Below are 16,959 nucleotides of genomic sequence, written 5' to 3' on the forward strand. Positions count from 1 at the left end.
TCGAATTAGAAATTCTTTAGGAGTAGGTGTTATGGCACATAGCGCACCGGTCATCCCTCAATCCAACATCCCACTTAGCGTGGCTTCTCTTCCAACGGACGCTGCTATCCGTTTCGAGACGCCTTCTTTTGCTGAAATCTTTAATGTTGAGCCAGTGGCAACATCCCATAACCTGAGCACTCTCAATATATTTTCTCAAGATGCGTTACGGGCACTTGCGGAAAAGTATCAGGCCAATCCTCAGGATGCTTTTGTAGCTTCGAGCGCGCCGTCAGCCAATGCAGATTTCAATTCCGTTCCCCATGGTCAACATGCCCCACATGTAGCAATGACTCTGCTGGATGAGCAGCCCTATCGCGTTCTTCTGAAACGTCCTGAAAAATACGATGCCGACTTCCGTGAATTGATTCATACGATTCTGCAGTGCATCTCCGATGCGAGAGGCGGGTTCGGACGTGAGAAAGTTGTGCGACTTGAATCCTCTGTCTTCATCACTTCAGCAAAATCGACAACCCCCATTCACTTTGATCCTGAGATCGGCTTTTTTTGTCAGATTGCCGGTGAAAAGATTTATCACGTGTATCCTCCAGCCAATGTTACGGAACCTGAACTCGAGCCGTTTTATATCAAAAGCTCGGTTGAGATTGGCAAGGTCGATGTAAACCGACGCGATCCTGCCCGCGAACATGTCTTTCACCTTTCGGCAGGAAAAGGCTTACATCAGCCTCAGAATGCACCACATTGGGTAGAGACCTGCTCGTCGCAGTCGATCTCGTATTCCGTAGTGCTGGAAACGGATGCAACTCGATCCTTAGGACGGACGAGGGCGTTCAATCACTACGTTCGTATGGCTGGGCTGGCGCCGTCGACTCCAGGTGAGCATCCAGCCGCAGACGCACTGAAAGCAAACGCCATGAATGCCATTCTCCCCATGAGAAAACTAGCTGGGAAGGTTGTGCGGGGGGTACGGGGTCAACATTGAACTAAAATAGATGCGAGGAAGCACTGGAAGTAAACTTTCCTGTGAATTACCCCAATGTTTAGCTAGACAAAAATGAATGTGCTCTACGCCTGTGGAGAGACCTAAAGCACAGAAATATATAGAATTACTTCCTTTGTTGTTTTTGGACTGCATTGCCTTCTGGGTTCCCGATCATCCGAGGAGAGAGTATGGAAAAGCATCTTTCATTATCCGCAGATGGATTCGAATCATCTGCCGAGCCGTGCTCTGCTCTGTGTCTAAAGTGGCCAGCATCTGCCATCAGACACAAGACGCTAACTGATCCAAACTGTCCGAGTTCGCGATAACGCTAGCTTTTGCATACAACACAAGAGCTATCGCTTGTCATGTATCCGTATGACAACATGGATGAAAGACCCTAGCAGAGTACCTATGGCATTACAAACCTCCAATCTCACCGACCCGCTCGTGGCAGGAGAACTGAACGACTTCTCCAGAGGGGAAACCTCTGGCAATTCTCTGATATCGCTATTTGAGATTGCTGCAAGAAAGCACAAAGATCGCAACGCCATTGCCTATCAAGCCGATCAGATCACATATGGCGAATTAAACCGGGCTGCAAACCGGATGGCACGACTTCTTCGCAACCAGTCACTGCATCCTGGGCAGATCGTTGCTATTTATCTCGATCGCTCAATCGAAATGCTGGTTGCCATGCTGGGTGTTCTAAAAGCGGGTGGGGCTTATCTTCCTATCGACCCGAATTACCCATCTGCTCGTGTCGTTCAAACGCTCGAAGACGCTCGCCCCGTTCTAGTAATCACCAATCAGAAGTTAGCTGCCCAGCTTGGAGAAGTTCCGGGGCAGCTCCTCTTATTGAATGAGCGTCCAGACACAACCAGCGAAGACGAGGCCAATCCTCCTTTGCAGGCGCATGCAGATGACTTGGCGTATGCCATGTACACCTCCGGCTCAACCGGCAAGCCCAAAGGGGTACTTGTTACTCATCGCAATGTCGTTCGCCTGCTCACGCAAACCGAGCCCTGGTTTCATTTCGACCAGGATGACATCTGGACGATGTTTCATTCCTTCGCCTTTGATTTTTCGGTCTGGGAGATTTGGGGACCACTGACAACAGGCGGAAAGCTTGTGATCGTTCCGTTTGTAACAAGCCGGTCACCGGAGGATTTTTACGCACTTCTCTCGGAACAAAAAGTAACGGTACTCAATCAAACACCATCCGCATTCTCGCTCCTCAATCAGGTAGAGGAGTCGGGCAAGAGATTACCTCTCGCTCTACGGCTGGTGATCTTTGGTGGAGAAGCACTCCAGTATCGATCCTTACGCAGTTGGTTTAATCGTCATGGAGATGAGATGCCCCAACTCGTCAACATGTACGGCATTACGGAGACCACGGTCCATGTAACCTATCGCATCGTACGGAAGGTCGATGCCGAAGACGAACAGGACAGTCTCATTGGCGTGCCGATTCCCGATCTTCAGATTCACCTTCTCGGCTCTGATCTGCTCCCCGTAGCCGAAGGAGAGATTGGAGAGATATGCATTGGTGGCGGTGGCGTCGCGCGAGGATATCTTAATCGCCCTGAACTGACAGCGGAGCGTTTTGTACCTGATCCATCAGGTGTCCCTGGAGCTACACTCTATCGCTCGGGAGATCTTGCTCGACGGCGTGCGGATGGGGAGCTTGTTTATCTCGGACGTGGCGATAGCCAGGTCAAAATCAACGGATTCCGGATTGAACTTGGAGAGGTCGAGGCTGCAATCGCCGACTATCCCGGAGTTCAGCAGGTGTGCGTCGCCGCTCATGCCAACGACGACGGGCAACAACGACTCGCGGCATATTTCGTCATGTCAGATGAGAGCCGACCCACTCCTGGCGAGATCAGCCGTTTTCTGTCTCAACGCCTGCCCCCGCAGATGCTGCCAGCCTTTTATACACAGATTGAGGCTATCCCTTTAACCGGCAACGGCAAGGTAGATCGCGCAATGCTTCCAAAGCCTGCCTCCGGTTCAAACACCGCATCGGATTCGACAGCACCTTCCATCGTCTATGAATCCCATACACAAGAGCTGGTTGCAGAGGTGTGGCGAGCGGTTCTGAATGCATCTCAAGTCGGCCTGGACGATAACTTCTTCGACATCGGCGGGACATCGGTGCTTCTTGTCTCGGTGCGGACGCAACTTCAGCAACGGCTCAACCGGGCAATTCCAGTGACTTGGATGTTCGAGTTCACGACGGTTCGCTCCATCGCGACACAACTTAGCGAAGCCCAGGCAGGCACTCCATCACCATCCACCGCTCCTTTGAACGCGGCGCAGGAACAAGCGCGCAAACAGAGAGAGGCTTTTGCAAAAATGCGCGCGGCAAGAGGAACGTCAAGATGACTTCGTTTGAAGAGAACATATACGACGAAGTATCTTCGGGCTCTGGCCTCGAGGGGATAGCCATTGTTGGCATGTCAGGCCGGTTTCCTGGCGCTTCCAGCGTCCAGGAGTTCTGGCGCAACCAGCTCGCTGGCATAGAAGCAATTTCCCAATTCAGCCTTGAGGAGTTGGAACTCTCAGGAGATAAAGCCGCAGCACACGAACCTAACTATGTTCGGGCGCGATCCATTCTGAAAGATATTGAGATGTTTGATGCCGAGTTCTTCGGCATCCTTCCCAAGGAAGCTCTGCTCATGGATCCACAGCACCGGCTCTTCCTCGAATGTTGCTGGGAAGCACTGGAAGATGCTGCCTATAACCCTTTCGACTATGTTGGGTCGATCGGTATTGTTGCGGGGTCAAGTTACGGAAGCTACTTTCTGTCGCAGCTCTGCAAGCAACCGGGATTTGCGCAAAATTTTCTTGAGAACTACCAGATCGGCAACTACTCCAGCATGATGGGGAATCAGCCGGAGTTTCTGCCGACACGCGTCTCTTACAAGCTCAACCTCAGAGGCCCCAGCTACGCAATTCAAACCGCATGCTCCACGTCTTTGCTTGCTGTATGCCAGGCATGCCAGAGTCTGCTGACTTACCAAAGCGACATGATGCTTGCAGGCGGAGTCTCCATCACGCTGCCACAGAAGCGCGGCTACATCTATCAGGAAGGTGGAATGGGCTCCGCTGATGGACATTGCAGACCGTTCGATAAAGATGCTCAGGGTACCGTCTTCGGCAGCGGCATCGGCGTTGTCTTGCTCAAGCGCCTGGAAGATGCTGTAGCTGACGGCGATCATGTTTATGCTGTCATTCGTGGATTTGCATCCAACAACGACGGCGCAACCAAGATCGGCTATACAGCCCCAAGCATTGACGGACAAGCAAGCGTCATCACCATGGCGCAGCAGTCTGCGGGGATCGACCCCAGAACGATCGAATATATCGAAGCCCACGGCACGGCAACCCCGCTCGGCGATCCTATTGAGCTTGCCGCACTCACAAAGGCTTTTCGTACAAGCACCAATGACAACGGCTTCTGCACGATAGGAACAGCTAAAGCCAATGTCGGACATCTGGATATAGCTTCAGGTATCACCGGGCTGATCCACGCAACGCATGTGGTCAAATACGGCCAGTTTCCTCCAACGCTGAACTTTAAACAGCCGACCGACAAGTTCGATTTCGCATCCAGTCCATTTAAAGTCACAGCAACCGCAGATACATGGAAGACCAGCAGCCATCCACGTCGCGCCGGAGTAAGTGCCTTTGGCGTCGGTGGAACAAATGCACACGTCATCCTTGAAGAAACTCCGCCTCCTAATTCCACGTCACCATCGCGGCCGGTGCAATTGCTTCTTCTCTCTGCCCGGTCGAAGGAAGCTTTAGACGCCGCAACACGAAATCTTGCGGAATACTTCAAAGCCACCCCTGAAGCTCACCTCGCAGATGTTGCTTACACGCTTCAAGTTGGCAGAAAAGCATTTGACTATCGCAGGACTGTCGCAGCAGACTCAACAGCCTCAGCCATCTCTGCGCTCGAATCCAGTCTTACGACTGGAGGCAACTACAGCAAGAGGAAGTCCTCCCCTCTTCGCATCAGTTTCATGTTCCCCGGACAGGGAGCTCAGCACGTGAATATGGCACGTGAGGTTTACAAGACGGAGCCAGCCTTCCGTCAGGCTTTCGACCAATGTGCTTCCCTGCTGCATGCTGAAATCGGTGTCGACCTGCGCGAAACGTTGTTTCAAGACGCAGCTGGATCAGGGTTCGATACGACGCAGACTTACTTTGCTCAACCTGCAATCTTCGCAGTTGAATACTCGCTGGCTCAGCTTTGGATGTCGTGGGGCGTTGAACCGCAAGCCATGATCGGGCACAGTATCGGTGAATTCGTCGCCGCCTGTCTGGCAGGAGTCTTCTCGCTCGAAGATGCTCTTCATCTTGTCGCAATACGTGGGCGCCTCATGCAAGAGCTGCCTAAAGGCGACATGCTGAGTGTCAGAACAAGTGAGGCCGAGATCACGCCATTGCTTGGGGACAGCCTGAGCATCGCAGCGATCAACGCACCACTGCTTTGTGTTGCTTCCGGGCCTGGCGAAGCTATCGCCAGATTAGAAGATGAGCTGACGAAGCGTGGGGTGATGCATCGTAAGTTGTACACATCACATGCCTTCCACTCTTCCATGATGGACCCCATTCTGGCATCATTTCGGCAAGAGGTGGATAAAGTGCGCCTCTCCAGTCCGACGGTTCCGTACATATCATGTGTGACCGGTAACTGGATTACGGCTAAGGAGGCAACCGATCCCGCCTACTGGACTCGTCATGTGAGAGAAAGCGTTCGCTTCTCTCAAGGCGTTTCCTTACTGATGCAGGAAGATTTTGCTCTATTAGAGGTGGGCCCAGGAAGCACTCTTGCCACGCTGGCCAGGCAACATAACGCTCTAGCCAAAGAGAAGGTGATCCTCTCTTCTTTGAGCGATGGCAACCCCGAGCATCGCGAAGATTTTGTTCTACAGCAATCACTAGGAACGCTTTGGGCCAATGGAACGACCATAAGCTGGGAGAAGCTTCATGCAGAGGAAAAACGCCTGCGTATTTCCCTCCCAACCTATCCGTTTGAACGGAGACGCTTCTGGTTTAGCGACTCCCAGGCAATCGTCGATGAAGGATTTACTACAACAACGGGAGAGAACCCGGTCGGGCCAGGTGAAAGCGTACCAGCCCTGATTTCGAAGGAGATCGTATTCATGAGTGAGACCACTCCCCAAGGCGTGAGTATTCCGCGGAAAGACTATCTGCGCGGTCTGATCGCCAATATCTTTGAGGAGCTTTCTGGCCTCACCATCGCCGACAGCGAACAAAATGCCTCATTTCTTGAGCTTGGATTCGACTCCCTATTTCTGACTCAGGTATCTCAGGGCCTGCAGAGCAAGTTTGGCATTAAGATCACGTTCCGCCAGCTTATGGGCGATCAATCGACATTGCTGGCGCTATCGGACTATATTGATCAACAACTTCCGCAGGGTGTGTTTGAAAGCCCCGTATCCGGAGAAGCTCAGGTGGGAAATGCAACGCCCGGCTCCGCAGGCGGAAACGCAGCTTCCGCTGCTGCACCCCAACCGGTCCAACCGGCAGCGCCTCAGTATGGCTCCGGTACAGCACCTGCCAACTCGCTTGAACAATTGATGCGCGACCAGTTGCAGGCAATGAATCAGCTCTTTGCCCAACAGATCTCTGTCCTGCAAGCCACAAGCAATGCACCGCAGGTGGCCACTGCCCCTACAGTTTCTGCTCCAGTCGCAGCACCAATCAGGACTACAGCAGCAACGGATACACCGAAAGATTCGGCTGGAGTTGAACTGAAAGGCTATACACCTTTCAAGCCTCTACAGAAAAACGTCTCTGGAGAGCTGACACGGCGGCAAATTGAGCACATCAAGAAACTGACTGAGTTTTATACCAGCCGTACAGCGACCTCGAAACATAAAACGCAGGAAAGTCGTAAGTATCTGGCCGACCCTCGTGTTGTTGCCGGATTCCGTGTCCAGTGGAAAGAGGTGATCTACCCGATCATCACCAAACGCTCAAAAGGCTCTCATCTCTGGGATCTGGATGGCAATGAGTACGTCGATATCCTGAACGGTTTTGGCCCCATCATGTTGGGACACCGTCCTGATTTCGTCGAAGAGGCCATCGCAAAACAGCTGCACGAAGGCTTTGAGATTGGACCGCAGACAATTCTTGCAGGTGAAGTCGCCAAAGCTCTGTGTGAGATGACAGGCAACGAGCGCGCCACCTTCTGCAATACAGGATCAGAAGCGGTGATGGCTGCAATGCGCTTGGCCCGCACTCTCTCAGGCAAGAACAAGGTGGTCTTCTTTGCCGGCGACTATCACGGCATGTTTGACGAGGTGCTGGTCAAAGGATTTAAGCGCGCGGGAGTTCCTCAGTCCGCTCCCATTGCGCCAGGAATTCCCCGTGAATCCGTCTCCAACATGATCGTGCTCGACTACGGCACAGATGAATCCCTGGAGTGGATCCGCATGCACATCCATGAGCTTGCTGCTGTACTCGTCGAGCCTGTGCAGAGCCGCCACCCCAACTTACAACCCGTCGCGTTTCTACGTGAGCTACGCAAGATTACAGAAGAAGCCGATGTATGCCTGATCTTCGATGAGGTTGTGACAGGATTCCGCTCACACCCCGGAGGATGCCAGGCACTCTTCAATATTCGCGCCGACCTTGCAACCTACGGCAAGGTGATCGCTGGCGGCATGCCGATGGGTATCCTTGCGGGCAAAGCGCGCTACATGGATGCTCTGGACGGGGGCATGTGGCAGTATGGCGACGACTCCTTCCCTGAGACTGGCGTAACATTCTTTGCCGGCACCTTTGTCCGTCATCCCTTGGCGATGGCTGCATGCGCCGCCGTGTTGAAATATCTCAAAGAGCAAGGTCCCGAACTGCAACAACGCCTGACGCAACGAACGAGCGATCTGGTAGCTCGCCTGAATGGTTTGCTTGCAGAAAACAAACTTCCCACCAAGATCGAGACCTTCGCCAGCTTCTTCTATTTCAGCCTGCCCAGCGATTTCCGCTTCGGCAGCATCTTCTACACGCATCTGCGCTCAAAGGGGATTTATTTGCTGGAAGGCTTCCCCTGCTTCCTAACCACTGCGCACAGTGATGAAGATCTGGAAAAGGTTTACCGCGCTTTCAAAGAAACGATCGCCGAAATGCAGGCGGGCGAACTTCTTCCTCTGCCCACAGGATCGACCTCTGAGCGAGTCGCAGCGGAAACGTTCGAAACAACCGGGAGCGCCACAAGCGCTCCGATCACGGAATCGCAGATGGAGATTCTGCTTTCCGCCGAACTGTCTTCTGAGGCAAATTGCAGCTTCAATGAATCCTTTACGCTGCGCCTGCGCGGCGACCTCAACCAGCAGGCGCTGGAAGATTCGTTAACGGACCTCTTGACGCGGCATCAAGCTCTTCGTGCGACATTCGATCAAAATGCCGGCAAACAGTACTTCACAGCTCCAGCCTCCGTACACCTGCCAGTCGTTGATCTTTCCAGCCTCACATCGGAACAGCAACAAGACCACCTGAGCATTCTTATCGAAGAAGATGCCAAGCAGGCCTTCGACCTAAAGCTTGGCCCCTTGGTGCGGATGCAACTGCTACGCTTCGGCGTGCAGGACCACGCTCTCCTCTTTAGCGCACATCATGTTGTCTGCGATGGATGGAGCATTAACGTTCTTCTTGACGAACTTTCGAAGATCTATAGTGCGCGTGTTACCGGGAGTGTCCCTGCTCTTGATCCAGTCATGTCGTTCAGTGAATATGCACTCTCGCAGGAGAAGCACTTCGCCGGAATCGAAGGCGCTGCGGTGGAGTCTTACTGGGTCAAAAAATTTGAGATTCTTCCTCCCCTACTCGATCTCCCGCTGGATCATCCACATCCAGCGATGAAGAGTTTTGAAGGAGCGACCTATAGCCGGAAGATCGACCTTCAAACATTGAAGGATATTAAGAAGGCGGGAGCGCAGCAGAAGTGCACTCTCTTCGTCACGTTGCTTAGTGCCTTCTCCGCATTGCTATCGCGCCTCTCCGGACAAGACGATATCGTCATTGGGATCCCAGCTGCTGGTCAGTCTCTTATCGAAGACAAGACGCTGGTTGGGCATTGCGTCAACTTCGTTCCCATGCGAACTCTTCCAGCAGAGGGCCTATCGACAGCGCAGTTCCTGGATCAAGTTCGCAAAACGGTCTTCGATGCCTACGACCACCAGAACTACACCTTCGGACGCCTCGTCCGTAAGCTTTCCATTCCGAGAAACGCCAGCAGGCTCCCTCTTCTTGAAGTGCAGTTCAACCTCGAGAAGATCGGGGGAGCTTTAAACTTCAGCAACCTGCAATCTGAGGTCACCCCAAATCCCAAGAGCTTCGTCAACTTTGACCTCTTCGTCAATGCTGTAGAGAGCTCCGACGGATTGACTCTTCATGTTGACTACAACACAAACCTCATCAACGGTGAAACCGTTGCCCGCTGGATGGACTGCTATGAGGTTCTGCTGAAGGGCCTTGCGCAAGACGCTACTCAGCCGCTTGCTCGCCTTCCACTCCTGACCTCGCAGGAACGAGATCTTGCTCTATTTGCCTTCAATCAGACGGAAGCTTCTTTCCCTCAAGATCTCTGCGTCCACCAGGTGTTTGAACACCAGGTAGCCAAAAGCCCAAATGCGCCGGCACTTTTATTTGAAGACCAACTGCTGAGCTACGCTCAGCTGAATGAACGAGCGAATCGCCTTGCTCGTTATCTACTGGCTCACGGAGTCAAAGCAGGGGATGTCGTCGGTGTCTATATGGAGCGCTCCGTCGCTATGATTGTCTCCCTGCTAGCGACATGGAAGGCCGGCGCTACCTATGTTCCTCTCGATCCAACCTTCCCTGCAGAGCGCCTCCGTATGGTCTTCGAGGACATCTCCAACCCAACCGTTCTCACACAGGCGGCTATTGCCTCTGATCTGCCCTCGGGTAATGCTCGCCCTCTGCGTGTCGACGAACTTTGGCCTGAGATCGAACTTGAGGACGGCAGCAATCTGGACATTTCTTATGATCCTAACCGGATTGCCTATGTGATCTATACCTCAGGATCAACTGGCAGGCCAAAGGGAGTAGAGGTCACTCAGTCGAATGTTGTCAATCTACTGAATTCGATAGCCAAAACACCGGGCTTGACCGCCAAAGACGTTCTGGTCGCTGTAACCACAATCTCCTTCGATATTGCGGCTCTTGAGATCTTTCTCCCGCTCACCACAGGAGCAGAGCTTGTTCTTGCCAGCCGCGCCGTTGCCAGCGATGGCAATCAATTGATGCGGTTGCTGCGAGACTCTCACGCAACCATCATGCAAGCTACGCCAATTACCTTCCGCCTGCTTCTTGCGGCTGGGTGGAAAGGCAATCCGCACATTACAGCCTGGTGCGGTGGCGAAGCAATGCCCCGCGATCTCGCCAATCAGCTTCTTGATTGCGGTATTTCGCTCTGGAACATGTATGGGCCGACAGAGACAACGATCTGGTCAGCCACGAATCGCATCATCAGCCGCACAGGGTCTGTTCCCGTTGGCCTTCCGATCGACAATACGCAGTTCTACGTGCTCGATCCTCTGCAGCAGCTTGTTCCGATGGGCGTCTCCGGCGAGTTGTACATCGGCGGAGTTGGCGTGGCGAAGGGCTACTATAAACGCCCCGACCTAACATCTGCGCGATTCATTGCAGACCCGTTCAGCACGCGGACCGGCGCACGACTCTACCGCACAGGCGACAACGTTCGCCGTCTCGACAATGGCGAACTGGAATTCCTCGGCAGAGCTGACGGGCAGATTAAGCTCCGCGGGTTCCGTATTGAGCTGGGAGAGATTGAGAGCGTCCTCTCTACGCATCCATCTCTCGATCAGGCCGTAGTGCTTTTGCGCGAAGACATTCCCGGAGATAAGCGCCTTGTGGCCTACATGACGTCGCACAATGGCGCTACACCTGATAGCGGCGATCTGCGCACGTATCTGCTTGGCAAGCTTCCTGACTACATGGTTCCGGCAGCATTTATCTCTCTGCCTTCGTTTCCTATGACGGCGAACGGCAAGATTGATCGTAAAGCGCTGCCGGCACCCAGTTGGACATCGCTCTCACAAAACACGAAGTATGTGGCTCCCCGTACCGCGCAAGAAGAGACATTCGCCAAAATATGGGCGGAAGTTCTGCATCTGGAACGAGTAGGTGTCGAGGACAATATCTTTGAGTTGGGAGGCGACTCGCTGCATGTCTTCCAGATTGCAGCGCGCGCAAATCAATCGGGGATCGAGGCTCGTCCGCGTCAGATTCTGCAATACAGGAATATCGCAGCAATTCTTGCCGATATTGAGAAGAACTTTTCGGCCCCGAAACAAGCGCCACTGGTCCCTGTATCGCGAGCAAAATATAGAATGACGCAACCACAACGCACGGAGCAGCCTGAGCCGGTCGATCCCGGAGGGCGCAGAGATTAATGAGTTCCGAAACCAGTGTCCGAGAACCAGCATACGATCCTGTTCCTCCAGGAGCTGATTATTTTGCATTCCCTTTGACTCCAGGGCAGAAGGCGATGCTGCCGAAAGATTTAGACAGCACATACGATCCGCGATTCAACGGCGCCTTTCGCATGAACCTCGATGGGCCGATTGATCTCACCCTGTTGGAACGCTCGCTTTTGCAGATTATGCAGCGGCACGAAGCATTGCGCACAAGCTTTCGTGTAGTCGACTCCGAGATTCAGCAAATCGTTCTTCCGGACCCGGTCTTTTCTTTGGAAGCTGTGGACCTGAGAGCACTCCCCCCAGATAAGCAGGATGCCGAGGTTGACGCAATCTGTTTGCATGAGGCACAGACGGGTTTCGATCTAACAAAGGCTCCTCCTCTCCGAGCCAAGCTTCTCCATCTGAATGATTCAAGGCATATGCTCGTCCTCACGATCCATCAGATTATCTGTGACGGGTGGTCGATTGGCGTTCTTATGGAAGAGATGTCGAAGGATTACACCGCACTCGCTCGCCAGGAAACAGCTCCCCTACCCCCTTTAAACTTCCAGTTTGGAGACTATGTAGTCTGGCAATTAGAGACGATTGCCCAACCTGAAGCGCAAACACAACTCAGCTGCTGGCGTGAAAGACTTGCCCGCTGTCCGCAGTTAGAGGTTGCATTCGACCACGATCCCGCCGAGCGCTCGATTCAAAGCGGCATCGTCTCGCAGCTTCTTCCCCGTAGCCTCACAGAAGAGCTACGCAGTCTGGCGCAGTCTCAAAACACAACCTTTTTTGTTGTTACCATGTCTGCCTGCATGGCTCTTCTGTATCGCTATACAGGAAAAACGGACCTCGCGCTAAGAACACCTCTGGCTGGACGCACACGGGTTGAGTTTGAACCTCTCATCGGCCAGTTCGTCAATCAAGTTATCCTTCGTTCCGAGTTCTCAGATATGTTTACGTTTGCCGATCTCGTAGCACAGGTACGTGAACGTGTCTGGGAGAGCCTCGCCAACCAGGACATTCCCTACGAAACCGTTATCCACGCGATGGAAGGCGAAGCAGTCAACCCCAACGACCTATATCGGGTTAACTTCGTCTGTCAGCGCGAATACGGTCGTGGCGGCCCATTTCTGTTCGAGCTAAATGGCACACGCCTGACGACGCTGCCTTCAAAGTCTCAGGGTGCACTGTACGATCTCAATTTTTTCCTCGTTGAGCGCGAAGCGGGTTGGCGTCTCTCCCTTGAGTATCGAACTGGCCTTTATACACAGGAAACAGCAGACAGCCTTCTCCAGCACTTTCAGGAGTTGATGAAAGAGGTCATCCGCAATCCGCTACAGCGTCTCTCTGCAATCGCCTTAACTCCAACCCAAGCATTAGAGAAACGCATCCAAAACCTCCCCTCCCCCGCTACTGATATGGAGGAGACTACGAAAAACCCTCAGGAAGAGATACAAGCCATTCCGGCAAGCTTTGCTCAGGAACGCTTTTGGACATTATCTGAAGTAGATCCAGCCAATCCAGCCTTCCATATGCCCGTAAGGTTGCGACTTACTGGAAAGCTCTCCGTCCCGTTACTAGAAAGAAGTTTCCGCGTGCTGATCGACCGGCACGAGATTCTGAGAACCACATTTTCGGAGATCGACGGCACTCTGATGCAGGTCATCCATAGCGCATCTCCGTTTTCGCTTCAGCAGATCTCAGTGGATGCCATACCTGAACATAATAGAGAGGTTACCGCCGCTTCCAGCATTCAAGAATTACTGGAAGAACCCTTCAACCTCTCGACGCTGCCGCTCTTCCGCGCAGCCTTATATCGCCTTGCCCCCGAAGAACACATTCTCGTACTCAGTATTCACCACTCCATCGCCGATGCCTGGTCGATCCAGGTGTTTCAGCGGGAACTCTGGACAGCATACGAAGGCTTTCGCCAAAACAACGAATTTTCTTTCGAGCCGCTCACCCTCCAATATGGAGATTTTTCTATCTGGCAAAGAGAAGGTGTTGAATCTGAGGCAACCCAGGAACATCTCTCTTTCTGGCTAAAATCTCTTTCGGGCGAGCTTCCCGTTCTCAACTTCCCAACTGACTACGCTCCTGCGCAGCAGGATGCTCCCAAGAGCTCTCTTGAAACGCTTCTTCTTTCCGATGAGCTCTCCAAAGCACTCAAGCAATTCGCTCAGGCGAACGACACGACACTCTATGTCGTCACACTGGCAAGCTTCGCGTTGATGCTGTCACAGGGGGCGAATGCGCACGATCTCATCATTGGCTCTCCGGTCGTCAATCGCAGGGTTGAAACGGAACCCCTGATGGGTCCATTCGCCGGCCCAGTCGCGCTTCGTCTTGGCCTGAACGGCGATCCTACCCTTCGTGAATTTGTTCTTGCCGCGCGAAACACAACGGTTGAAGCTCTGGGGCATACCGAGCTGCCGTTTGAGCTGTTGCTCGATAAATTGCAGGTTAGGCCAGTAGCAGGCAGAAGTCCGCTCTTCCAGTTCTACTTCTTCTGCCAGACTGCGTTTTTGCAGGCTCGCGAACTACAGGACCTCACCATCGCCCCTATGCCGACGACCAGCATCGGCACCCCTTTTGAGATACAACTCGCCATCATCGAGAGAAAGGAAGGCGTACGCGCCGAACTGGAATACAACGCCAACCTCTTTCATTCCGCCACGATGAAAGAATGGCTGCAGTATTACCAGAGCATCCTCACCGCTCTCACAGGCAATCCCGATAGCAGAGTAAGTGAGCTTCCAGTTCCGCCACACAGGGCTAAAGATACTGTTGCCGCTTCCAGTCATATTGCGGAACAGTCCTCGCTGCAAAAGGGCCCAGAAGCATCTCTCGTTGAAACATCCTCCTTTGCCAACGAACCTTTGACTTCTGAGCTGAAGCAAATGTGGCAAGCGGCTCTTGGCAACGACAAGATCGGACTGCACGATAATTTTTTTGCCCTGGGTGGCCGCTCTCTGGTGGCGGCTCGCCTTATCGCCAAGATCAATAAGCAGTACTCCCTGAAACTCGGGCTGGCGACATTTTTCAACTGCCCAACCATTGCAGAGCTTGCCGCACTGATCCACGGACAATTAACTCCGCAGGAACCATCGTCGATTGTTGCCGTCCAACCTGAAGGCACCAGTGCACCTCTGTTCATGGTTCACGGTGTCGGCGGCAACGTGTTGAACTTTTATGACCTCGCGAAGAGCCTTGGCTTTAATCAACCGGTATATGGCGTCGAGGCTCAGGCGCTCCAATCGTCGGCACCTCCACTTACCTCTCTCGAGGAATTAGCTGCCTACTATGTGAAAGAGGTTCGGAAGATTCAACCGGAAGGCCCCTATCACTTTCTTGGTTATTCCTACGGTGGATTCGTAGCCTTCGAGATGGCGCGCCAGCTACAGATGGCAAATCAGAAAGTGGAGCTCGTAGGAATGCTCGATACCCCTGTCTGGCGACATCCTGTTCACGAAGAACACCACACATTTCGTAAGGCAGTTCGTCAGATCATGGCGGTTTGGACACCGTTCTTCCATCGTTTGCGTCCCTGTACTCCGATGGAGATCTTCGACGGCATCAAAAGTACGATACTTAGGACTTTTTACACCTTCGCCACCGCGAATGGCATGGTCATTCCTCCTCGCCTTAGAAGCGTTTATCACATCAATTCATTCGCTGCAGTGAACTATGTGCCAAAAAGCTACGACGGCATTGTCACGATGTTCCGTGCATCACGGGAGAAAGGCCCCAGGGATCTGGGCTGGGGAAAATACTCTACTCAGCCGGTACGTGTGTTTGAGATCCCTGGAGCTCACCTGCAGGTTTTATCGAACGAGAATCTGCCTCGTGTCGTCAAAAGCCTTCGTCAATGCTTATCTTAAGCATCACGCGGAAAGACACAGCGATTACTTAGCGGGCCACTGCTCAAAGTGAACCTCTTTGAAAGGAGAGGTATTGCCGGAATCGAGCAACGATGAACCTTTGCCATAAAGCGTTTTATTAAAGAAAGCAAGGGCGTAATCCCTGACAATCATCTCCATCCTCGCCGGCTTTATCGGTCCGGTATGCGTGATACGTCGAAAAGGCGAGACCAAGGGCTGATCGGTAAAGTCTCCATGCAGAGCGCCGTCAATGACAAGCCGATAGCCGCCAAAGCGCTCAAGACTGCTCAAGACATTCTTTTCGTCGCGTATGTCGAGCTCAGCATTCACATGCTCTGCAGGAACCGGCGAGTTTACAAGCAGATGTTGCGGATCAACGCTATCCTCATACATCCACATCAATGACTTGCCTTCTGACCGGTCACGCACTCCATCAAACGTCCACCCATCCATATTGATGGCCGACCGGACGCGAGGATCAACACTGCAGATTCGCTCCGCTGCCGATCCACCGAAGGAGTGGCCGAGAGCTCCGACCATCTCTGTATTCAAATGGCCATGCCAGGGACTCTGCGGATCGAGATTGGCAGCCTGAAAAGTGTTTAGGACAAATATCTGGTCAGCCGTCCATTTCTGCAGTTCCATATTCCATAACGCTTCGGTTTTGTCAGCGGAAACTATTCCAAGATCCAGAATCGGCGATCCCAGGATTCCGTTAATCACGCGGCCGTCGGGGAGCGCGACGCGGTTTGAGTTGTACGGATGGTCGGTAGCGATAACGACATATCCATGGCTGGCCAAATCTTCTGCGATAAACGTGTCACTGATGCGTGTCGCACCCCACCCGTGACCAAACAGGATCACTGGAAATGGACCGCCCTTCGCAGAGACAACCGCGTCTTCGCGGGAGTTCGTCCATAAAACGCTTTGATAGGAATTCTTTAATCTGCTTTCGCGCCAGCGACGGTAAGGAGCCAGGTGATTACTGGAGCTCTCCGCTGGATACCATACTTGAACAATCAGCTCCCGATCGCGCGTACGGTCAGAACCTGCATCTTCTTTACGGCTGTCGTCTCTCAGATAGACGATTCGTGTGCCTACTGGATAAGCTCCCGTTGGCTTAGGGAGGGAAAACATCGGTACGGCAAAAGAGAGCGCCGCACCTGCCAGGCACAGCGTGAGGACAAGCAGGGAGACGGTGATTGTCCTGCGAATCGCCAGACCTACTGCCAGAACCACAACCGCGATATAGACGGGCAGCATCTGCCAGTGACCGCCTTCCCGCCCAAGATGAATTATTGCAAGCAGCAGGCAAAGAAAGACGAAGAACGATTTCACCAGCCTTGAGAGGCTCGTCAATTCGACCAATGCAGCGATAACCAGGAAAATGGTCAATGCAACTTCAAATGGCCGCATGACGCCTCAAGTATCTTTCGTCTCAGTTGGATTCGGAGCGGATTTTACTCCATTGATTCTGCATTTGTATCAGGATTTTATCGATTCACTCGTAGAAATCCTGGCCATCATTGGAAAAGCCTGAGTACGCCGTATATAGTCGAACATACTAAGGAACTACCTGTTTTCGATTTATGAACGCCGGGAAGAA

Annotated in this window: 5 protein-coding genes; 4 read left to right on the plus strand and 1 reads right to left on the minus strand. The window is 52.9% G+C overall.

The genetic code is table 11. The features are described from left to right. Positions 1-31 precede the first annotated feature (31 nt). The 4 genes from KFE13_RS02120 (at position 32) to KFE13_RS02135 (ending at position 15,353) form a co-directional block, all read left to right on the plus strand. Positions 32-982 (plus strand): cupin-like domain-containing protein, encoded by a 951-nt coding sequence (locus tag KFE13_RS02120; protein ID WP_260705474.1) that lies wholly within the window; start codon positions 32-34, stop codon positions 980-982. A gap of 411 nt (positions 983-1,393) precedes the next feature. Continuing rightward, positions 1,394-3,367, plus strand: a complete 1,974-nt coding sequence (locus tag KFE13_RS02125) for an amino acid adenylation domain-containing protein (protein WP_260705475.1) — start codon at positions 1,394-1,396, stop codon at positions 3,365-3,367. Further along, on the plus strand, positions 3,364-11,457 hold the full coding sequence (locus KFE13_RS02130) for a non-ribosomal peptide synthetase/type I polyketide synthase (protein ID WP_260705476.1): 8,094 nt from the start codon (positions 3,364-3,366) through the stop codon (positions 11,455-11,457). Before KFE13_RS02125 ends, KFE13_RS02130 begins: the two co-directional genes overlap by 4 nt. Beyond that, positions 11,457-15,353, plus strand: a complete 3,897-nt coding sequence (locus KFE13_RS02135) for an alpha/beta fold hydrolase (RefSeq protein WP_260705477.1) — start codon at positions 11,457-11,459, stop codon at positions 15,351-15,353. The genes KFE13_RS02130 and KFE13_RS02135 overlap by 1 nt, the downstream gene beginning before the upstream one ends. A 24-nt stretch (positions 15,354-15,377) precedes the next feature. Here the strand turns inward: KFE13_RS02135 and KFE13_RS02140 are convergent, their stop codons facing one another. Further along, positions 15,378-16,769 carry an alpha/beta hydrolase family protein gene (locus tag KFE13_RS02140; protein ID WP_260705478.1) on the minus strand — a complete coding sequence of 464 codons (1,392 nt, stop codon included), beginning with the start codon at positions 16,767-16,769 and terminating at the stop codon, positions 15,378-15,380. Between the last annotated feature and the right edge of the window lie 190 nt (positions 16,770-16,959).

It is taken from the genome of Edaphobacter flagellatus (genome assembly GCF_025264665.1).
In the GTDB taxonomy this organism is placed as follows: Bacteria; Acidobacteriota; Terriglobia; order Terriglobales; family Acidobacteriaceae; genus Edaphobacter; species Edaphobacter flagellatus.